The sequence below is a fragment of the Methylobacterium sp. UNC378MF genome (assembly GCF_900103195.1).
GTDB lineage: Bacteria > Pseudomonadota > Alphaproteobacteria > Rhizobiales > Beijerinckiaceae > Methylobacterium.
In genome coordinates this window covers 65,011-84,842 of record NZ_FMWU01000017.1, presented here as the reverse complement: position 1 = coordinate 84,842, position 19,832 = coordinate 65,011, and the positions used below count along the sequence as shown (strand labels likewise).

General features: G+C 69.4%; 17 protein-coding genes. 9 read left to right on the top strand and 8 right to left on the bottom strand.

The features are described from left to right. Nucleotides 1-26: 26 nt before the first annotated feature. Complete coding sequence (locus BLT59_RS18540) at nt 27-3,014, top strand: FAD-binding and (Fe-S)-binding domain-containing protein (protein ID WP_091783506.1); 2,988 nt, start codon at nt 27-29, stop codon at nt 3,012-3,014. A gap of 21 nt (nt 3,015-3,035) precedes the next feature. After that, entirely contained in the window at nt 3,036-3,716 is a 681-nt protein-coding gene (locus tag BLT59_RS18535) for a GntR family transcriptional regulator (protein ID WP_091783502.1), read from the top strand. A gap of 411 nt (nt 3,717-4,127) precedes the next feature. Here the strand turns inward: BLT59_RS18535 and BLT59_RS18530 are convergent, their stop codons facing one another. Further along, on the bottom strand, nt 4,128-4,781 hold the full coding sequence (locus BLT59_RS18530; RefSeq protein WP_091783499.1) for a GntR family transcriptional regulator: 654 nt from the start codon (nt 4,779-4,781) through the stop codon (nt 4,128-4,130). Between the two features lie 194 nt (nt 4,782-4,975). Here BLT59_RS18530 and dctP point away from each other — a divergent pair, with 194 nt between their 5' ends. From dctP to BLT59_RS18510, 4 genes are all read left to right on the top strand, one after another. After that, nucleotides 4,976-5,998 (top strand): TRAP transporter substrate-binding protein DctP, encoded by a 1,023-nt coding sequence (dctP, locus tag BLT59_RS18525; protein WP_091783496.1) that lies wholly within the window; start codon nt 4,976-4,978, stop codon nt 5,996-5,998. Beyond that, nucleotides 5,995-6,687, top strand: coding sequence for a TRAP transporter small permease (locus tag BLT59_RS18520; protein ID WP_091783493.1), 693 nt, complete (start codon nt 5,995-5,997; stop codon nt 6,685-6,687). The genes dctP and BLT59_RS18520 overlap by 4 nt, the downstream gene beginning before the upstream one ends. After that, nucleotides 6,684-8,036, top strand: a complete 1,353-nt coding sequence (locus BLT59_RS18515) for a TRAP transporter large permease (protein ID WP_091783490.1) — start codon at nt 6,684-6,686, stop codon at nt 8,034-8,036. The genes BLT59_RS18520 and BLT59_RS18515 overlap by 4 nt, the downstream gene beginning before the upstream one ends. A gap of 194 nt (nt 8,037-8,230) precedes the next feature. Continuing rightward, nucleotides 8,231-8,698 (top strand): YbaK/EbsC family protein, encoded by a 468-nt coding sequence (locus BLT59_RS18510; protein ID WP_091783487.1) that lies wholly within the window; start codon nt 8,231-8,233, stop codon nt 8,696-8,698. Nucleotides 8,699-8,707: 9 nt separating this feature from the next. Here BLT59_RS18510 and BLT59_RS18505 read toward each other — a convergent pair whose 3' ends face one another. The 4 genes from BLT59_RS18505 to BLT59_RS18490 form a co-directional block, all read right to left on the bottom strand. Further along, entirely contained in the window at nt 8,708-9,520 is an 813-nt protein-coding gene (locus tag BLT59_RS18505) for an enoyl-CoA hydratase/isomerase family protein (protein WP_091783484.1), read from the bottom strand. Between the two features lie 23 nt (nt 9,521-9,543). Then, on the bottom strand, nt 9,544-10,764 hold the full coding sequence (locus tag BLT59_RS18500; protein ID WP_091783481.1) for a CaiB/BaiF CoA transferase family protein: 1,221 nt from the start codon (nt 10,762-10,764) through the stop codon (nt 9,544-9,546). A gap of 6 nt (nt 10,765-10,770) precedes the next feature. Next, nucleotides 10,771-12,063, bottom strand: a complete 1,293-nt coding sequence (locus tag BLT59_RS18495) for an MFS transporter (protein ID WP_091783478.1) — start codon at nt 12,061-12,063, stop codon at nt 10,771-10,773. Nucleotides 12,064-12,287: 224 nt separating this feature from the next. Then, nucleotides 12,288-13,541 (bottom strand): nitrate/nitrite transporter, encoded by a 1,254-nt coding sequence (locus BLT59_RS18490; RefSeq protein WP_091783475.1) that lies wholly within the window; start codon nt 13,539-13,541, stop codon nt 12,288-12,290. Nucleotides 13,542-14,035: 494 nt separating this feature from the next. On the opposite strand from BLT59_RS18490, the gene BLT59_RS18485 reads away from it, so the two are divergent. After that, entirely contained in the window at nt 14,036-14,989 is a 954-nt protein-coding gene (locus tag BLT59_RS18485) for a L,D-transpeptidase (protein WP_175544057.1), read from the top strand. Nucleotides 14,990-15,050: 61 nt separating this feature from the next. On the opposite strand, the gene glpX is transcribed toward BLT59_RS18485, so the two are convergent. The 3 genes from glpX to BLT59_RS18470 all read right to left on the bottom strand — a co-directional run bounded on the left by glpX (nt 15,051) and on the right by BLT59_RS18470 (nt 18,292). Next, nucleotides 15,051-16,034: a class II fructose-bisphosphatase gene (glpX, locus tag BLT59_RS18480; protein ID WP_091783472.1), complete on the bottom strand. Its 984-nt coding sequence runs from the start codon at nt 16,032-16,034 to the stop codon at nt 15,051-15,053. Nucleotides 16,035-16,179: 145 nt separating this feature from the next. Then, nucleotides 16,180-17,496, bottom strand: a complete 1,317-nt coding sequence (locus BLT59_RS18475; protein ID WP_091783469.1) for a homoserine dehydrogenase — start codon at nt 17,494-17,496, stop codon at nt 16,180-16,182. A gap of 109 nt (nt 17,497-17,605) precedes the next feature. Beyond that, nucleotides 17,606-18,292 (bottom strand): ceramidase domain-containing protein, encoded by a 687-nt coding sequence (locus tag BLT59_RS18470; protein ID WP_091783466.1) that lies wholly within the window; start codon nt 18,290-18,292, stop codon nt 17,606-17,608. A gap of 95 nt (nt 18,293-18,387) precedes the next feature. Between BLT59_RS18470 and xth the strand changes: the two genes are divergently transcribed. Together xth and BLT59_RS18460 are read left to right on the top strand one after the other, a co-directional pair. Continuing rightward, complete coding sequence (gene xth, locus BLT59_RS18465) at nt 18,388-19,182, top strand: exodeoxyribonuclease III (RefSeq protein ID WP_091783463.1); 795 nt, start codon at nt 18,388-18,390, stop codon at nt 19,180-19,182. Nucleotides 19,183-19,206: 24 nt separating this feature from the next. Beyond that, on the top strand, nt 19,207-19,830 hold the full coding sequence (locus BLT59_RS18460) for a glutathione S-transferase family protein (RefSeq protein ID WP_091783459.1): 624 nt from the start codon (nt 19,207-19,209) through the stop codon (nt 19,828-19,830). Nucleotides 19,831-19,832 lie beyond the last annotated feature (2 nt).

The window sequence follows — 19,832 nt, the reverse complement described above, 5'->3', positions numbered from 1 at the left end:
GCGTCCCATCCCGGGAGGGATCGATCGTGACGGAAGCGAGGGCGGGTACCCCGGCGCCGCGTGCCGCGGCGCGCCTGGATGCCGGATTGCCGCGCAGGCTGGCGGAGCAGCTCCAGGGTGAGGCGCGTTTCGACGCGTTCACGCGCGGACGCTACAGCACGGACGCGTCGATCTACCAGATCATGCCGGCCGGCGTCGTGCTGCCGCGCTCCGCCGCCGACATCGCCGCGACCCTGCGCATCGCCGCCGAGCACGGCGCTCCGGTCATCCTGCGCGGCGGCGGGACCTCACAGAACGGCCAGCCGATCGGGTCGGGCCTCGTGGTCGACTGCTCCCGGTACTTCAACGGCGTCCTGGCCTACGACCCGGAGGCCGGCACGATCACGGTCGAGCCCGGCCTAGTGCTGGAGCGGCTGAACGCCCGGGTGAAGGCCGACGGCTGGTTCTTCCCGGTCGAACCCTCCACCGCGACCCGCTGCACTATCGGCGGCATGGCCGGCAACAATTCGTGCGGGGCTCGCTCCCTGCGCTACGGCAAGATGAGCGACAACGTCCTCGCGGTCGAGGCGCTGTTCCACGACGGCGAGGCCTTCGGCTTCGGCCTGACCGGCAACGCTCATTCGGGCGTGAACGGGTCGGACCGGGCCTCCGCGCTGGCGGCGCGCATGCGCAATCTCGCAGAGGACCATCGCGCCGAGATCGACGCGCGCTACCCGAAGGTTCAGCGTCGCGTCGGCGGCTACAATCTCGACGCCCTGATCGAGGCCCAGCCGAACCTCGCGCACCTGCTCGTCGGGTCCGAGGGCACGCTGGCCGCGACCACCGCGGTGACGCTGAAGCTCTCGCGCCTGCCGACTCACCGGGTGATGGGCGTGTGCCATTTCCCGTCGTTCCGGGCCGCCATGGAGACGACGCGGCACATCGTCGGCCTGGACCCGGTGGCGGTCGAGCTGGTCGACAACAACGTCCTCGTGCTCGGGGCCGACATCCCGCTGTTCCGCACGACGCTCGCCGACATCACGAAGGGCAAGCCGAACTGCCTGCTGCTGACCGAGTTCGCCGGCGACGATCTCGCGGCCCTCCGGCGCGACCTGAAGCGCCTCGAGGCCTGCATGGCCGATCACGGCTTCCCGGACGCCGTCGTGGAGGTCGTCGAGCCCGCCCGCCAGAAATCGGTCTGGGAGGTCCGCGAGGCCTGCCTCAACATCATGATGTCGATGAAGGGCGACGCAAAGCCGGTCTCCTTCATCGAGGATTGCGCCGTCCCGCTGGAGCACCTCGCCGATTACACCGACGCAGTGACGGAGGTCTTCACCAAGCACGGCACCCGCGGCACGTGGTACGCACACGCCTCGGTCGGGTGCCTGCATGTCCGCCCGATCCTGGACATGAAGCAGGCCGGCGATGTCCGCCGGATGCGGGCGATCGCGGAGGAGACCTCCGAACTCGTGCGCCGCTACAAGGGCTCGTATTCCGGGGAGCACGGCGACGGCATCTCCCGCTCGGAATTCGTGGAGCCGCTCTTCGGCGCCACCCTCACGCGCGCCTTCGAGACGGTGAAGGACGCGTTCGACCCGGACAACCGTCTCAACCCCGGCAAGATCGTGCGGGCGCCGAGATTCGACGACCGCAGCCTGTTCCGGTTCAAGCCGGATTACGCCGTGTCGGCGCCGATAAAGACCGCCCTCGACTGGTCGGACTGGGGCGGCTTCGGCCCCGCCGTCGAGATGTGCAACAACAACGGCACCTGCCGGAAGCTCGTCGGCGGCGCCATGTGCCCCTCCTACCGGGCGACCGGGGAGGAGCAGCACCTGACCCGCGGCCGCGCCAATTCCCTGCGGCTCGCCATCTCGGGTCAGCTCGGCAAGGACGCCTTCACCAGCCCGGAGATGAAGCGCACCCTCGATCTCTGCGTCTCCTGCAAGGCCTGCCGCCGGGAATGTCCGACCGGCGTCGACATGGCCAAGATGAAGATCGAGTTCCTGCACCACTACCACGCCCGCCACGGGCTGCCCCTGCGGGAGCGCCTCATCGCCACGATGCCGCTTTATGCCGGGGCCGCCGCGAAGCTGGCGCCGCTCCTCAATCTGCGGGACCGGTACCCGGCCCTCGCGGCCCTGTCGGAGCGGCTCGCCGGCCTCTCGGCCAAGCGCTCGCTGCCGCGCTGGCGCCGACCCTGGAGCGAGCAGGGCGAGCCCGCCCACGCACAGGACGTCGCCGGGGATTTCCGCGACGTGATCCTGTTCGGCGACACCTTCAACCGCGCCTTCGAACGGGAGAATCTTGAGGCGGCCGAGCGCGTCCTGCAGGCCGCAGGCTACCGGCTGCACCGGGTCTACCCGTCTCGCGGCCGGCGCCCCCTCTGCTGCGGCCGGACCTGGCTCTCCGCCGGCCAGACCGACCGGGCGCGTCAGGAGGCGCGCCGCACCCTGGACGCGCTGCTGCCCTTCCTCCGCGCGGGTGCCCGCGTGGTCGGCCTGGAACCCTCCTGTCTGCTGACCTTCCGGGACGAATTCGCCGCGCTGCTGCCGGGCGCCGACTCGGCGCTGCTGGCCAAGCAGTCGTTCCTGTTCGAGGAGTTGCTGGCGTCCGACCTGACGGCAGGCCGGATCGCTCTGCCCTTCGCCGATCAGGGCGGCCGCGTCGCGCATCTGCACGGCCACTGTCACCAGAAATCCTTCGGCGTGATGGGTTCGGTCGAGACGGTGCTCCGGGCGGTGCCGGGGCTCGACCTGCGGGTCATCGAGTCGAGCTGCTGCGGGATGGCGGGCGCCTTCGGCTACCGGCCGGAATCGATCGAGACGTCCTTCGCAATGGCGGAGCTGTCGCTGTTCCCGGCCCTGCGCGCCGCCGGACCCGACGACCTCGTGGTGGCCGACGGGACGAGCTGCCGCCACCAGATCCATGACGGATTGGGCCTCCGGGCAGAACATGTGGCTCGCGTGCTGGATCGAGCCCTCGTGCCTCGACACTCCATTGCCGGGCACCTACACATAGACCACAGGTCGCACTGATCTGGCGTGTGTCGGGGGACCATGAATAAGATCGAGCCCGGGATCGGCATCAGCCGCCGCTACCTCCACGACGAGGTCGCCGACCGGATGCGCGAGCTGATCCGTTCCGGTGAAATGGAGCCGAAGACCCGGATCAACGAGAGCGAACTGACGGAGCGTTTCGGGATCTCGCGGACGCCGCTTCGTGAGGCGATCAAGATCCTGGCTACGGAAGGGCTGCTCGAACTGCTCCCGAACCGCGGGGCGCGCGTCGCCAGCATCTCGGAAGGCGAACTCGAGGAGATGATGGAGGTGATCGCCGGCCTCGAGGCGACCGCCGGGGAACTTGCCTGCCGCACGATCACCGATGCCGAGATCGACGCTCTGGTCGTCGATCACGACGCGATGGTGGCGGCCTGGAAGGCCGGCGACGAGGCCGGCTATTTCAGTCACAACCGGCGGATCCACGAAGGGATCATGGCGGCCAGCCGCAACACGATCCTGGCGAACATCTACGAGAGCCTGTCCGGCCGGATCCAGCGGTCTCGCTATTCCGCGCACCAGACCCCGGAGCAATGGACCCGGGCCGTATCGGAGCACGAGCGCATGATCGAGCTCCTGCGCGCCCGCGACGGTGCCGCTCTGGCTGTGCTGATGCGCGAGCACATCCGCGGGAAGAAGCCGGTGATCGCCGCCAATTACGGTGCCGTGGAGATCGCCTGACCGCTCAACCCATTTCCGGTTGAGTCCTCAGAGCATTGCGGTCGTCTGCATCTTCAGGCGCGTCGCGGAGCCACGCCGTGCAAGATGCAATCGGGATGCAAGGCGCCGCTGGACGACGCGCCGCGCCCAATGAAGGCGCTGCCGGCGGCACTCGGGCCCGGCATCGGCCCGCCTTTCCGGTCCTTGCGAATCAGTCGCGACGCGACGGGCGTGCGAGGCGCGTCGGCAGCGAGGTCTTTCACCAGCCTTGATTGAGCAGGGCCGGCCGCCCAACCGCAGGTCGAGTTGGCCGGATCATCGAAGCAATGCAACCTGAGCGCGGTTCGGAACCTGGTGGCCGGTCGACGGCGCCAGCCTGTCCGGACCCTGACGGGTGGGCGCATCCGTCCAGCACGGCCGGATCGCGCGGACTCAGGCCGCGCTGGGTGCCCGCAGGCCGGCCACCAAGTCCGTGAAGCGGTCGCCCTGGACGATGACGTGGCTGCGCAGGGCGTCGGCGGCCCCGATTTCGTCGCCCGCGATGATGGCACCGACGATCGCCTCGTGCTCGGCGAGGGATTGCGGCAGGCGCTGGCGTACCCGCAGCTGCAGCCGGCGATACGGGGCGAGGCGGCGATGGAGCGACAGGGCCTGTTCCGCCAGGAAGGTGTTGCGGCTCGCCCGGTAGACCACCGTGTGGAACACGTAATTCTCGGCGTAATACGCCTCGGCATCCTCGGTCGCGAGGGCCGTACGGCAGCCCTCGAGAGCGGCGCGCAGCGCCGCCGCGTCCTCGGCGACGAGGCGGCGTGCGGCGAGGCGGCCGCACGCCGCCTCGATTTCCGCCATCGTCTCGAACATGGCCAGCAGCAGGTGCGGCTCGGGCGCGCTGACGATCGCCCCGCGCCGGGGCTTCGTCTGCACGAGGCCGGTGACGGCGAGCTGGAGCAGCGCTTCGCGGATCGGCGTGCGCGAGACCCCGAACCGGGCCGCGAGCTGGTTCTCGTCGAGCCGCGACCCCAGGGCGAGTTCGCCCGAGACGATCTCGTCCTCGATCCGCTGCCGAAGCCGCTGCGCGTGGCTCATGCTCCTGCTTCCTCCCCCGATGATCGGGCTGCGCGTCGCCCCGCCCATTGAGGCCGGCGGATGTTCGACGCACGCGAACATTATGCTGGAGCATTGACAAAATATACAAGCCGGTCTTCCATGCATACAACGAAGCGCGGCACTATTGCAGCGCACAAAACTCTGCCGCTTTGTTTGCGGCGCGGGAGAGATCCATGACGCCAACTCGTCGCTCATTGATCGCGGCCACGCTCGCGGCACCGGCGGTCCTGCGGTTCGGGCTGGGTACGGCCCAGGCGGCCACGACGCTGAAGCTCTCGCATCAGTTCCCGGGGGGCACCATCGACGAGGGCGATTTCCGCGACCGCATGTGCCGGAAGTTCGCCAAGATGGTCGGCGAGCGTTCGAAGGGCGCGCTGGACGTCCAAGTCTATCCCGGCTCCTCGCTGATGAAGACGAACGCCCAGTTCGGCGCGATGCGCAAGGGCGCCCTCGACATGTCGCTCTACCCGAGCCCCTACGCGGGCGGCGAGGTGCCGGAACTCAATATCGGGCTGATGCCCGCGCTGGTGACTTCCTATGCCCAGGCCGTGGCCTGGAAGGCGGCGCCGGTCGGTCGCAAGCTCTCCGAGATCCTCGATTCCAAGGGGATCGTGCTGGTCTCGTGGGTCTGGCAGGCCGGCGGTGTCGCGAGCCGCGAGCGCCCGCTCCTCTCCCCGGCCGACGCCAAGGGCATGAAGGTCCGCGGCGGCTCGCGCGAGATGGACATGATGATGAAGGAGGCCGGCGCAGCCACCCTCTCCATCCCGTCGAACGAATCGTACGCTGCGATGCAGACCGGGGCCTGCGACGCGGTGATCACCTCGTCCACCAGCCTGATCTCCTTCCGCCTGGAGGAGCTGTCCAAGGCCCTGACTTCGGGCCGCGAGCGCTCGTACTGGTTCATGCTCGAGCCGATCATGATGTCGAAGATCGTGTTTTCGGGGCTGCCGAAGGATCAGCAGGACCTGATCATGGCGGTCGGAACCGAGCTGGAGGCCTTCGGTCAGGCCGGCGCCAAGGAGGATGATACCCGCGTCGAGGAGATCTTCTCCAAGGCCGGCGCCAAGGTCGTCCAGGTCGACGAGAAATCCCTCGGCCAGTGGCGGGACCTCGCCCGCAACACGGCCTGGAAGGACTATGCCGGCAAGAACGCGAATTGCGCGGAGCTGCTCAAGCTCGCGGAGCAGGTCGCGTGAGCCACGGCTTCGACGCGGCCACGGCCGCCCCGGAGGCGCGGGGCGCGGACGAGCCGCGCCTGCCCGGCCTTCTCGGTGCCTTCGATCGGGCGATGCGCCTGCTGAACCGGGTCATCCTCGGTGTGGGCGGCCTCTGCCTCGTGGCCGCCTGCCTCGTGCTGACGCACAGTGTCGTCGTGCGCTACCTCTTGAAGGAGCCGACGGAGTGGCAGGACGAGATGGCGGTGTTCCTGATCATCGGGGCCACCTTCCTGTCGGCAGCCGGCGTGCAGGCCAAGCGCGGCCATGTGGCGATCGAGGCGCTGACCGGCCTCCTCCCGCCGGCCGCCAACCGGGTGCGGCTGCTGCTGGCCGACATCATCAGCCTCGCCTTCTGCCTGTTCTTCGCCTGGAAGAGCTGGTCGCTCGACCACGAGGCCTGGGTCGACGGGCAGGTCTCGCAATCGACCTGGGGGCCGCCCCTCTGGATCCCCTACACGCTGATGTCGGTGGGCATGAGCCTGCTGTGCCTGCAATTCGTCCTGCAGATCGCGGAGGCCCTCGCCTACGGGCCGCGGGCCGCCGGCTGGGCGCATCCCAAGATCGGGCTCGGGGCCGATCTCAATCGCGACATGCACGCGGCTCCCGAAGTTGCGCCGCGGGGACCGGATCCGATGGGGCAGACCGTTTCCGCGAAGGTTGAACGATGAGCACGGCCGCGATCGGCTTCCTGTACGCGGGCGCGACCCTGGGCGCGATGCTCTCCGGCATCCCCATCGCCTTCGCCCTCGGCTTCGTGGCGCTCGCCTTCATGGTGGCGTTCATGCCCGGCGCCTCGCTCGATACGGTGGCGCAGAATGTCTACGAGGAGATGGCCTCGATCACCCTGCTGTCGATCCCGCTCTTCATCCTGAAGGGCGCGGCCATCGGCCGGTCCAAGGCCGGGCAGGATCTCTACTCGGCCATGCACGCCTGGATGCACCGCATCCCCGGCGGCCTCGGCATCGCCAACGTGTTCGCCTGCGCGCTGTTCGCCGCCATGGCGGGCTCGAGCCCGGCCACCTGCTCGGCGATCGGCTCGGCCGGCATCCCGGAGATGCGCAAGCGCGGCTACTCGCCGGGCTTCGCCGCCGGGATCATCGCGGCCGGTGGGACCCTCGGCATCCTGCTGCCGCCCTCGATCACCATGATCCTCTACGCGGTGGCGGCCGAGCAATCGCTCGGACGCCTGTTCCTGGCCGGCATCGGACCCGGGCTGCTGCTCGTGAGCCTGTTCGCGGCTTGGTCGATCGTGCGCTTCCGCTCGGAATTCGCCGCGGCGAAGGCCGTGATGGAGCGCGGCGGCCCGGCCTCGCCGATCCTCGCCGACGACCAGTACAGCATGGCGCAGCGCTTCTCGACGCTGCCGCGGGTCCTGCCCTTCGTGATCCTGCTCACCGGCGTGATGGTGGCGCTCTACGGCGGCTACGCCACGCCCTCCGAGACCGCCGGCCTCGGCGGCCTGATGGCCCTCGCCCTGATCGCCGCGATCTACGGCGTCTGGCGCTTCCGCGACGTCACGCCGATCCTGACCGCGACCCTGCGGGAATCCACCATGCTGATGCTGATCATCGGCATGTCGCTGCTCTACGCCTACGTGATGAGCTACCTGCACATCTCGCAATCGGCCGCCGCCGCGATCGTCGCGATGCAGCTCTCGCCCTGGCTGCTGCTGGTGACCATCCTGGCGCTGGTGATCGCCCTCGGCTTCTTCCTGCCGCCGGTCTCGATCATCCTCATGACGGCGCCGATCATCCTGCCGCCGCTGAAGGCCGCCGGCTTCGACCTCGTCTGGTTCGGCGTCGTGATGACCATCACCATGGAGATGGGCCTGATCCACCCGCCGGTGGGCCTGAACATCTTCGTCATCAAGAACATCGCCCCGGACATCCCGCTCTCGGACATCATCTGGGGCACCCTGCCCTTCGTGATCCTGATGGCGGTGGCGATCCTGATCCTGTGCCTGGTACCGGGCATCGCCCTGTGGCTTCCCGACCTGCTGCTGGCGACGACGCGGTAGGCGGTCTCACTTCGACACGGCATGGCAGGCCCTTCTCCGCCCGGAGGAGGGCCTGTCGCGTGATGGGCCGGGGGTGCGGGAGCGCCGCGTCCTGCGCAGTCGCGGCCCGCGTCGATGCGCTGGCCCGCGCGTCCGGAGACGCCTATGGCAGCGCGCCACCCTGCACGGCCCTGATCTGAGTTTCGGAACGAACCATGAGCCTCGCCTCCGTGCGCGCCTTCTTCGCCGAGAAGGCGCCCGATATCGCCGTCATCGTGCTGGAGACCAGCACCGCGACTGTCGCGGAGGCGGCCGCGGGTCACGGCGTTGCCCCGGCGCAGATCGCCAAGACCCTCTCGATCCGCGTCGGCGAGCAGGTCGCCCTCGTCGTAACCCGCGGCGACGCGCGGCTCGACAACAGGAAGGCCAAGGCTGCCTTCGGCGGCAAGGTGCGGATGCTCGATCTCGCCGATGTCGAGGCACGCACCGGCCATCCGGTCGGCGGGGTCTGCCCCTTCGGCCTGCCGACGCCGCTGCCCGTCTATTGCGACGTCTCGCTCCGGGCGTTCGACGAGGTCGTGCCGGCGGCGGGCAGCACCCACAGCTCCGTGCGCATCGCGCCGGCGCGCATGGCCGAGCTGACGGGCGCCGCCTGGGTCGATGTCTGCGCGGTGGCGGACTGAGCGCCGCCCTCAGCGTCCCACCCAGTTGGGCGGACGCTTGCCGAGGAAGGCCTCCATGCCCTCGCGGAAGTCCTGGCTCATGTAGCACATGAGGATCAGGTCATCGCCGGGTTGCGGCGCGCCGTCAGTGGCCGCCTCCTCCTCGGCGAGGCGCCGCAGCCCCTCCTTGGTCGCCTGCATAGTCAACGGCGCGTGATTGGCCAGCAGCTGCGCGAGGCCATCCACCCGCTCGGTGAGCGCATCGCGATCGTCCACCACCTCGCCGACGAGCCCGATGGCGAGCGCCTCCTCGGCGCCGACGAGGCGCGCGGTGAAGATGATATCCTTCACCCGCGCCGGACCGATCAGACCGGAGAGCCGCTTGAGATTGCCCTGACTCAGGCAATTGCCGAGGGTGCGGGCGATCGGGAAGCCGAAACGGGCGTCGCGCGTGGCGACGCGCAGATCGCAGGCGGCCGCAATGGCCGCGCCGCCACCCGTGCAGGCCCCCGCAATCGCCGCGATGGTCGGAACCCGCAGCCGCTCCAGGGAGCCAAGAACCTTGTCCATGAAGCGCTCGTAGCCCAGCGCATCCTCGGCGGTGCTGAAGCTGCGGAACTGCGCGATGTCGGTGCCGGCCGCGAACGCCTTTTCGCCGGCACCGGTGATGATCAGTGCCTTCACGGCCGGGTTCTCGGCGATCGCCTCGCAGCAGGTGATCAGGCCCTGATACATCGCGAAGGTCAGCGCATTGCGGGCCTGCGGGCGATTGAGGACGATGCGGGCGATACCCGCCTCATCGGTCGTGAACAGCAACTCGTCGGTGGCGGGCGTGGCGCTCATGCGCGGATTCTCCGTGTGCCGGCTCAGGCCGCGGTCTCGCGGACCACGCCGCGCGCGATCAGCGCGTCGATTTCGGCCGGCGCATACCCGGCCTCCGCCAGGATCGCCCGTGAATGCTCGCCGAGCAACGGGGCCGGCCCGTGGACGCGCCCAGGCGTCTTTGAGAACTTCACCGGCAGGCCGAGGGTCTTCATGCGGCCGACCCGCGGGTGATCGACCTCGACCACCATCTCGCGGGCGAGCGTCTGCGGGTCCCGGTGCATGGCGTTGACGTCGAGGACCGGTCCGGCCGGGACGCCGCCGGCTTCGAGCCGCGCGAGCCATTCGGCCGAGCTGTGCGCCCGGAAGACCGGTGCAAGGGTCGCGGCGAGTTCGTGCCGGTTGGCCATCCGGTCGCGATTCATGGCGAAGCGCGGGTCATCGGCGAGACTGTCGGCTCCGATCGCCTTCAGCAGGCGCAGCCAGTTGGTCTGGTTGGCCGCGCCGATGGTGATCCAGCCGTCGGCGGTCTCGAACGCCTCGTAGGGTGCGTTCAGCGGATGGGCCGAGCCCATCGGCCCCGGCGCGACCCCGGTCGCCATGGCGATGGCCGATTGCCAGTAGGTATGGGTGATGCCCGCCTCGAACAGCGACGTGTCGACGGCCTGGCCCCGCCCCGTCCGGAGCCGGTTCGAATAGGCCGCCAGAACGCCCATGGCGGCCAGGATGCCGGCGGTGATGTCGGTGACCGGAGGCCCGCACTTCATCGGCGGCCGCCCCGGACCTTCGCCGGTGACCGACATGAGCCCGCTCATGCCCTGCGCGACGAGGTCGAATCCGGCCCGGTCGGCATAGGGCCCGGTGCGGCCGAAGCCGGACAGCGAGCAGTAGACGAGTTCGGGAAACTCCTCCCGCAACGTGTCGTAGCCGATCCCGAGGCGCTCCATCGTACCGCCGCGGTAATTCTCGATCAGCGCGTCCGCCCCCTTGAGCAGGCGGCGCAGGACCGCGACGCCGTCCGGGTCCTTCAGGTCGAGGCTGATGCCGCGCTTGCCCCGGTTCATCATCATGTAGGCGGCGCTCTCGCCCTCCAGGGCGGGCGGGACGGTGCGACGGGTGTCGTCGCCCTCCATCTTCTCGACCTTGATCACCTCCGCGCCCATGTCGGCGAGCATCAGCCCGCAGACCGGCCCGGCCATGATGTGCGCCAGCTCGATCACCCGCATCCCCGCGAGGGGACCGGACCGCTTCATCGCATCCGCCATCGGGCGCTACTCCCCGGCCGCCACGGTGGCGACGGGGCCGACCGGCGGTATGGCGGGATCCACGAATTCCCGCTCGGGATGCATCGTGAAGGCCAGCCCTGCGCCGAGCAGGCACAGGCCGACCGAGCCGACGAAGGGCAGCGTCCAGCTTCCGGTCAGGTCGACGATGACGCCGAAGACGATCGGTGACACGATCGCCGCCACGGCCGATCCGGTATTCATCAGGCCGCTGGCGGTGCCGGCATATTTCGGCGCGATGTCCATCGGCACGGACCAGATCGGGCCGATCACCAGCTCGGCGAAGAAGAAGCCGGAGGACAGGAGCAGCGCCACCAGCGTCAGGTCCCGCGTCATGAACACGCCGGCGAGGCTCGCGGCGGCGCCGAGGAACCCGACCACGATCACCGACAGGCGGGCGAGCTTCACGTTGCCGGTCCGATGCAGGATGGAGTCGCTGAGCAGGCCGCCGACCGTGTCGCCGACGACGCCGGCGAAGAACACGCCCGAGGCGAAGAGCGCCGAGTTCTTCAGATCCAGGCTGTAGTTCTCCTTGAAGAAGCTCGGCAGCCATCCGAGGAACAGCCACAGCGTCCAGCCGTAGCAGAAATACGTGATCGTGACCGGCAGCATCCGGCGGGTCAGGGCGCCCCACGGCACGCTCTGCTTCGCGCCGACCTTGCGGGGCGGCGGCAGCGTGTCGAGTTCCGCCTGGGTGATCGTCGGGTGCTCGGACGGGTCGTCGCGGAAATACAGCCACCAGATCACGACCCAGACGAAGCTCACCGCCCCCAGGATCACGAAGCTGCTGCGCCAGCCGAAATGGTAGATCAGGAAGGCGACGATCGGCGGCGCCACCGCGTTGCCGAGGCGCGCGAAGGCGTGGGTGATGCCCTGCGCGAAGCCGCGGCGCCCGGGCGCCGTCCAGTTCTGCATGGCGCGCGTCGCGGTCGGGAAGGTCGCGCCCTCGCCGAAGCCGAGCAGGACCCGGGCCAGGAACAGGCTCACCAAGCCGCCGACCATGCCGGTCAGGATCGTCGCCGCGGCCCAGATGAAACCGCAGGCGAGGAGCGTGCGCCGCGCGCCGAACTTGTCGCCGACAGACCCGCCGATCACCTGGAAGATCGCGTATGGATACGCGAAGGCCGACAGGATCAGACCGAAGTCGGTCTTCGACATGCCGAAATCGCGCATGATCTCTGCGCCGGCCGTGGCGATGTTCACCCGGTCCAGATAGGTGATGAAATACATCACGCAGAGCAGGCCGAGCACGCCGTTCGTGGCGCTGATACGCTTCGCCATCGCCCATTCCTCCCTCAAGGGCGCCGCCGCTCGCGGTCGCCGGGCACCTCGGCCTCGCGGCCGGGCGCTCTCTCGTAATGCATTATTCAAACGCGTCACGAGACAGAAGGCAACCGCCGACCCGCACCCGGCGCGCGAATTCATCCCGATCGCTGCAACTAAAAACGGGAACCGCGCGGGTTCCCGTTCTAACTCCATCCCGGCCGGGAGGCGATGCGAGACCGTCAGACCGTTGCCGGACGCAGCTGGGCCTCGGCGGTGGCCTCGGGCGCGGTGCCGAGCGCCTTGCCGCGCGGTCCGACCCAGCTCCCGACCCATCTGCGCTGCCAGAGGGCGAGGCAGCCGAGCACCACCGCCGTGAAGGCGGCGTAGCCGACGAAGCCCAGCGAGAACGAGCCGGTATACTGCTTGGACAGGCCCATGACGTTCGGCAGGATGGCGCCGCCCAGCGCCCCGATCTCGCCGATCATCGAGCCGGCCACGGCGGTGTTGCTGGGCCAGCGCAGCGGCACGAGCTGGAACAGCGCGCCGTTGCCCGCGCCGAGCGCCGCGAAGCACAGCATGAAGAGGAGCGTCGTCAGCGCCAGCGACGGGGTTGCCGTCAGCGACAGCAACGTCGCGATGGCGGCGAGCAGCACCACCGACAGGACCGCGATTCCGCCCATCCGGTCGGCGAAATAGCCGCCGACGATCCGGATGCCCGAGCCCATGAAGGCCGCCAGCATGGTCAGGCGCCCGGCCTCGACCTTCGTCACCGCGAACTGCTCGTAGAAGAAGGTGGGCAGGAAGTTCGACAGGCCGATGAAGCCGCCGAAGGTGATGACGTAGATCAGCGAGAACGCCCAGCCGTCCTTCGTGAACAGGCAGGAGACGTGCTCCTTGAACGACTGGTGCTCGCAATCCGGCGGCTCCTTGGCGAGCACGATCATGATCGCGAGGGGCAACAGCATGACGACGCCCGCGAAGGCGTAGGTGGTCTGCCACCCATAGGCCTGCGCGAGCGGCGGGGCGAAGAGCACCGCCAGCACGGTCCCGGAATTGCCGGCCCCCGCGATGCCCATCGCCAGCCCCTTGTGCTCCGGCGGAAACCAGCCCGAGCCGAGCGACAGCGCGACGCCGAAGGACGCACCCGCGATGCCGAGCAGGACGCCCATGGCCAGCACGTCGTTGTAGGAGGACACAAAGAGATAGCCGTAGGCCATCGCCAGCATGATCACGCTCATCTCGGTGATCGCGGCGTTCTTGCGGCCGATATACTGGGCCAGAACGCCGAGCGGGAAGCGCATCAGCGCTCCGGCGAGGATCGGCAGCGAGATCATGAAGCCGGTCTGGGCCGGCGTGAGCTTGAAGGTCTCGGTGATGAACGGACCCATGGCGCCGTTCAGCACCCAGATGGCGAAGCAGAAATCGAAGTAGAGGAATGCCGCGAACAGCGTCGGGGGGTGACCCGACTTCATCACCGTTTTGAAGCTGGCCATAGCTGGTGCTCGTCGTAAGTGGGCGAACCGCCACGCGGTCGCTCATGCCGGAGATCCGGACTCACACCGTCCGCTGTTGGAGCGCCGTTGCTCCGCCGCCGCAGCAAGCGCGGCTGATCGGGCAATGCAGCAAGTGTGCCAGAGCGGTCGCGGCTCGACGCGCGCTATGCATGGCGCGCAGGAAGCGCGGGGCCGATCAGGGCACGGCCGAGTCGTTGCCCCTCATCGAGGCAGGGCTGCCGAGTAAACGGGCGGCGGGTCGGCGCCCTCACGGATCGGTGAGCGGCGCGACCGAGACGATTGCTGCATGCGGGACACACAGGCCCGGAGAAAGAACCCGCAAGACCCTGTAAGTTGCCTCCGATGTCGTTCGGCAACTTGGCGCTTAAGCGCGACTTTTGCTAAGTCCCGGACTGAGCTGCGCCGCACCTTCGTGCAGGCCCGCTCGCGCGCCGCGGCCAGCCCTGGCGTCGCCTCCCGAGGAATTTCGAACCATGTCCGCCGCCCCGATCCGCCGCCTATTCCTGGCTGGCTTCACCGTCCTCGCCCTCACCTCAACCGCTCACGCCCAGGGCCGCGGCCCGGTCGGCGAAGCCGGCATCGACGGGTTCGGCGATGACGGGCAGCTCTACCAGGATCAGAACGGCGCGCTCTACGTGCGTCGCGGCGGCCGCTACCTGCCCTATACCGGCCGCACCGACTTCGTCCGCCCTGCGCCCTCCGCCCCGGCCGCGCAGGCACCGGTCGCGCCTCCGGCGCCGGCGGCCAATCTGGAGACGGACCCGACGGTTCCGGGTCGACCGGGCGGCACCCCTCCGGCCGAAGGCCTGTCGCCCCTGGAGGCTGCCAAGGCCAAGGCCGTGCTGCGCACGCCCGACAACGAGCCGATCGACTACGCGAAGATCTACGGGCCCATCACGGACGACGTGTTTCCGGTCCAGGCGTTCAATTACAAGAAGATGAACCCCGCGTTCCTCCGCCAGGAGATCGCCTATCACGGCCCCTACGAGCCGGGGACGATCATCGTCGATCCGCGGGCCCACCAGCTGACCCTGGTCGAGTCGAACGGTCGGGCCCGCCGCTATGGCGTCGGCGTCGGCAAGCAGGGCTTCTCGTGGTCGGGCACCGCGACGGTCAATTCCAAGCAGGCCTGGCCGGATTGGTACCCGCCGAAGGAGATGATCGCCCGCAGCCCGAAGCTCGCCAGCGAAGTCGACAAGCTGCAGAGCGGCCTCGGCGTCGCCGGCGGCCTGCGCAACCCCCTCGGCGCCCGCGCCATGTACCTCTGGCAGGGCAACAAGGACACGCTGTTCCGCATCCACGGGACGCTGGAGCCCTTCTCCATCGGCAAGAGCGTGTCGTCGGGCTGCATCCGGATGATCAATCAGGACGCGATCGACCTGTTCAGCCGCGTCAATGTCGGCAGCAAGGTGGTGGTGCTGAACTGAATCCACGCTGGATCGGTGGCGGCAACGCCGCCGGTCCGGGACCGGCGGCTGGATTGCCGCCTCAGGTCAGCCCGCGGCGGTGCTCGCCGAGGATGCGCCGGACCGTGCCGGCCTCGGAGCGGTAGACCAGCGTCTCGGTTTGGATCCGGTCCGGCCGGAAGCGGACGCCGCGCAGGAGCGCCCCGTCCGTGATCCCGGTGGCGGCCACGATAACGTCGCCGCTCGCGAGGTCGGTCAGATCGTATTTCCGGTCCAGATTCTCGATGCCCATCTCGGCGGCCCGGCGCCGCCGGTCCGGGGTGTCGAGGATCAGGCGTCCCTGCATCTGGCCCCCGATGCAGCGCATCGCTGCGGCCGCCAGCACGCCCTCGGGCGCCGCGCCGGTCCCGAGATACAGGTCGATGCCGGTCTCCTCGGGGCTCGCGGTGAAGATGATTCCGGCGATGTCGCCATCCGAGATCAGGCGCACCGCCGCGCCGGCCGCCCGCACCTCGGCCACGAGGGCCGCGTGGCGCGGCCGGTCGAGGATCAACGCGGTGATCTGCTTCGGCTCGACCCCCTTGGCGCGGGCCAGCGCCACGATGTTGTCGGTCGGGCTGGCATCGAGATCGACCAGACCGGGCGGGTAGCCGGGCCCGATGGCGATCTTCTGCATGTAGACGTCGGGCGCGGCGAGGAGCGAACCGCGCTCCGCCATCGCCATGACGGCAATCGCCCCGGGCATGTCCTTGGCGCAGAGGGTCGTTCCCTCCAGCGGATCCACCGCGATATCGACCTCCGGTCCCTCGCCGAGACCGAGCTGTTCGCCGATGAACAGCATCGGCGCCTGATCGCGCTCCCCTTCCCCGATCACCACCGTGCCGCGAATGGGCAGGCCGTTGAGCTCGTCGCGCATCGCGTCGACCGCCGCTTGGTCGGCGGCCTTCTCGTCGCCCTGACCGCGCAATCGCGCGGCGGCGATGGCGGCGCGCTCCGTCACACGGGCCAGTTCGAGGGCGAGCGTGCGCGGGACGCCGCGCGATGCCGGCTTGGGGGCCTCAGCCATGGTTTCCTGCCTTTGTCCGGGCCCGATCTTGAGGTCGGATCCCAGCTGGACGCCGTCGGGTGACGGCCGTCCAGCCTATACCCCCGTTCACCAACGCCCACTATCCTGCATCAAGGCGACGTGGCGCGCTGCGGAACATGCACTGCTATTCGCGTTCGATCCGGATGACCTGCGGCGGCTCCGCCAGCAAGCCGTCGGCGCCGATCGCGTCGAGGGCGTCCCGAATATTGCCCTCGGTGGCCGCGTAGGTGATCAGCACCAGCGGCACGGGACGGCCTGAGCGGCCGCGCGGGTCGGTCTCGGCCCCCTCCGTCCGACGTTGCAGGATGCTCTCGAGGGAAATCGCGCGTTCGGCCATCCGCTGGGCCACGCCCGCCGCGACGCCGGGGCGATCATGGACGGTGAGGCGGATGTAATAGCCGCCCTCGTGGCGCTGCATCTCCACGCGCTCGCTGGCGCGCATCGCGCTGGCCGGGATGCCGAAGGTCGGGCGGATCACGCCGCGCGCCACGTCGGCGATGTCGGCCACCACCGCGGAAGCCGTGGCCTCGCCACCGGCCCCGGGCCCGATCAGCGTCAGCTCGCCCACCGCGTCCGCATCGATCGTCACGGCGTTGGTCACGCCCATGACCTGGGCGATCGCCGAGGATTTCGGCACCATCGTCGGGTGTACCCGCTGCTCGATCCCGGCCTCGGCCGCCTGGGCGACGCCGAGCAGCTTGATCCGGTAACCGAGTTCGTCCGCCATGCGCAGATCGAGGGGCTGCACCCGCGAGATGCCCTCAACCGACACGCCCTCGGCGTCGACGGCCGTGCCGAAGGCGAGGCTGGTCAGGATCGCGAGCTTGTGGGCGGTGTCGAAGCCCTCGACGTCGAAGGTCGGATCGGCCTCGGCGTAGCCCAGGGCCTGCGCATCCTTGAGGCAGGCCTCGAAGGTCAGGCCCTCGCGCTCCATGCGGCTGAGGATGTAGTTGCAGGTGCCGTTGAGGATTCCGTAGACGCGGGAAACGGTGTTGCCCGGTAGGCCCTCGCGCAGGGTCTTGATCACCGGGATCCCGCCGGCCACCGCCGCCTCGAAGGCGAGTGCGACGCCCTTCGCCTCGGCACGCGCGGCCAGGGCGGCACCGTGGCGGGCAAGAAGCGCCTTGTTGGCGGTCACGACCGGCTTGCCGGCCTCGAGCGCCGCCTCGACCACCGCCTTCGCCGGCCCCTCGGCGCCGCCGATCAACTCGACCACGCAATCCACGGATCCGGACCGCGCCAGCGCCACCGGATCGTCGAACCATTCGATGCCGGCAAGGTCGAGGCCGCGGTCGCGCCCGCGGTCGCGCGACGAGACAGCGGTGACGCGCAGGTCAAGGCCGCCCGCGGTGAACGCGGCGCGGCGACGCTCGACCATCCGGACCACGGATGCACCGACGGTTCCGAGTCCCGCGATCCCGAGGCGAAAGCTCACTGTCATGACCCCTTCCGTGCCCAGGCGGCCGCGATGGTCCGGGCGCCCGATGCGGCGCACTTCTGCAAGAATTCGGCTTGGCCCGCAAGGAAACCGCCCAGGATCGCGGGACGGCTCATCCGGCTGTTTCGCGGTGCCGGATCGCAGTCGCCACCAGACCGTAGAGGACGGCCGCGTTGAGCACGTGCCAGAGCGGGTGCGTGCCGGCCGGCAGAAGCGCGCAGGCCGCTTGATCGACCGTCCGGGCCGCGAGCGAGATCAGGAAGAGCACACCGATGCCGAGGAGCCGCCGCCCGGTCCCGACGAAGCGCTCCTCCGGCCGGCGCGTCGCCGCCCATGCGACGCCAAACAGCGCGATGACGGCCGGGAGATAGTCGATCGAGCCGTTGCTCAGCCGCGCGATATCGAAGCCGGTGAGCCCGTCGAGGAGGGGTGTCAGGGCGAGGCCGAAGAGCGCGAAGCCCCCGACCGCCGCCGCGACCCGGACCGGAGCGAGCCGCAGGAACCGGTGCAAAGCCAGCGCGAGATACGCGTAGATGAACAGGGCGATCGGAATCACGTCTGCCAGCATCGACCAGTAGACCGCCAGGGTGTGGAACAGGAACGAGCCGACGCCCACCACCGCGATCAGGGCCGACAAGCTCAGGCAGGCCCGATCCGGGGGCTCGGAGACGGAAGCGCGTCGCGCGGCTGCCGCGGCGGCCACCAGGAAGGCTGCGTTGGACAACGCATTCGCCGGCTCGGCCCAGAATTGCGGACCGCCCCGCTCGCAATAGGATCTCACCGGCTCAAACCAGTCCATCCACCGACCCTAGATGCTCGTCCTTGCGCCGGGATGCCCTTGTCAGCACGGCGCGAAGCGGGGATGACGGCCCGGCGGCGACCGGAAGCGAGGCGATGCGGATCACGACCTGGAACGTCAATTCGATCAAGCAGCGGCTCCCGCACCTCCTCGGCTTCCTGGAGGACGCGCGACCCGATGTGGTCTGCCTTCAGGAACTCAAATGCCAGGACGAGGCCTTCCCGCGGGCCGACATCGAGGCGGCCGGCTATGCGGTCGAGACGCTGGGCCAGAAAGCCTATAATGGCGTCGCCCTGCTGGTCCGGGCCCCGCTCGCCATGAGCGAGATCCGGCGCGGGCTTCCGGGCGACGCGGCGGACGAGCAGGCCCGCTACATCGAGGCCCTGATCTCCGGCCCGGAGACGCACCCGGTGCGCGTGGCATCGATCTACCTGCCGAACGGCAACCCGGTGGACAGCCCGAAATACCCGTACAAGCTCGCCTTCATGGAGCGGCTTCGGCTCCATGCCCGCGCCCTCCTCCAGGACGAGATCGCGGTGGTGCTGGCGGGCGACTACAACGTCATCCCGGAGGCCGCCGACGTGGCCGATCCGGAGGCGTGGCGCTCCGACGCCCTGTTCCTCGGGACAAGCCGGGCCGCGTTCCGGGCCATCCTCGCCGAGGGCTACACCGACGCGCTGCGTGCCTGCGACCCCCGCGACGGGCTCTACACCTTCTGGGATTATCAGGCCGGGTCCTGGCAGCGGAACGCCGGAATCCGCATCGATCACCTCCTGCTCTCGCCGCACGCCAGCGACCGTCTGGTCTCGGCCTCGGTGCAGAAGCATCTGCGCGGACTCGACAAGCCGTCGGACCATGTGCCTGTGACGGCGGAACTGGCGGCCGGGTAGAGCCGCCCTCAGGGGGGAGAGACCATGGTCATCTATGGGAGCAGCATCTCGCCGTACGTGCGGAAGGTCCTCGTCGCGCTCTACGAGAAGGATATCGCCTTCGAGCACCGGCCCGTCGGGTTTCACGCGGCGGATCCGGGCTTCCAGGCCGCGAGCCCGATGGGGAAGATCCCCGCGATGGAGGAGGCCGGCTATCGCCTCGCCGATTCGAGCGCGATCCTCGACTATCTGGAGCGGCGGCATCCGGAGCCTGCACTGGTGCCGGAGGATGCCCAGGACGCCGCCCGCGCCCGCTGGTTCGACAAGTTCGGGGAGTGCGAACTGACCCGGCAGGGGCTGGTGCCGTTCGTCGAGCGGTTCCTCAAGCCCCGCCTGTTCAAGGTGGAGGGCGACGAGGCGCTGGCGCAGCGGACCGTCGACACGAAGCTGCCGCCTCTGTTCGACTATCTGGAGACGCAGATCGACGGGCCCTATCTCGTCGCCTGTCAATTCAGCATCGCCGACATCGCCGTGGCGGCGCCGTTCCACAATCTCCGGCTCGCCAAGGTCACGGTCGACGCCGCGCGTTGGCCGAAGCTCGCCGATTGGGTGACGGCGACGCTGGAACGGCCATCCTTCGCCGCGGCGATCGCCGCGGCGAAGAGCTGAGC

Bases quoted from the DNA above. Each gene is read 5' to 3' on its own strand.
- BLT59_RS18535 (WP_091783502.1), top strand. From the start codon at position 3,036: ATGAATAAGATCGAGCCCGGGATCGGCATCAGCCGCCGCTACCTCCAC.
- BLT59_RS18530 (WP_091783499.1), bottom strand. From the start codon at position 4,781: ATGAGCCACGCGCAGCGGCTTCGGCAGCGGATCGAGGACGAGATCGTC.
- dctP (WP_091783496.1), top strand. From the start codon at position 4,976: ATGACGCCAACTCGTCGCTCATTGATCGCGGCCACGCTCGCGGCACCG.
- BLT59_RS18515 (WP_091783490.1), top strand. From the start codon at position 6,684: ATGAGCACGGCCGCGATCGGCTTCCTGTACGCGGGCGCGACCCTGGGC.
- BLT59_RS18510 (WP_091783487.1), top strand. From the start codon at position 8,231: ATGAGCCTCGCCTCCGTGCGCGCCTTCTTCGCCGAGAAGGCGCCCGAT.
- BLT59_RS18505 (WP_091783484.1), bottom strand. From the start codon at position 9,520: ATGAGCGCCACGCCCGCCACCGACGAGTTGCTGTTCACGACCGATGAG.
- BLT59_RS18500 (WP_091783481.1), bottom strand. From the start codon at position 10,764: ATGGCGGATGCGATGAAGCGGTCCGGTCCCCTCGCGGGGATGCGGGTG.
- BLT59_RS18495 (WP_091783478.1), bottom strand. From the start codon at position 12,063: ATGGCGAAGCGTATCAGCGCCACGAACGGCGTGCTCGGCCTGCTCTGC.
- BLT59_RS18490 (WP_091783475.1), bottom strand. From the start codon at position 13,541: ATGGCCAGCTTCAAAACGGTGATGAAGTCGGGTCACCCCCCGACGCTG.
- BLT59_RS18485 (WP_175544057.1), top strand. From the start codon at position 14,036: ATGTCCGCCGCCCCGATCCGCCGCCTATTCCTGGCTGGCTTCACCGTC.
- glpX (WP_091783472.1), bottom strand. From the start codon at position 16,034: ATGGCTGAGGCCCCCAAGCCGGCATCGCGCGGCGTCCCGCGCACGCTC.
- BLT59_RS18475 (WP_091783469.1), bottom strand. From the start codon at position 17,496: ATGACAGTGAGCTTTCGCCTCGGGATCGCGGGACTCGGAACCGTCGGT.
- BLT59_RS18470 (WP_091783466.1), bottom strand. From the start codon at position 18,292: ATGGACTGGTTTGAGCCGGTGAGATCCTATTGCGAGCGGGGCGGTCCG.
- xth (WP_091783463.1), top strand. From the start codon at position 18,388: ATGCGGATCACGACCTGGAACGTCAATTCGATCAAGCAGCGGCTCCCG.
- BLT59_RS18460 (WP_091783459.1), top strand. From the start codon at position 19,207: ATGGTCATCTATGGGAGCAGCATCTCGCCGTACGTGCGGAAGGTCCTC.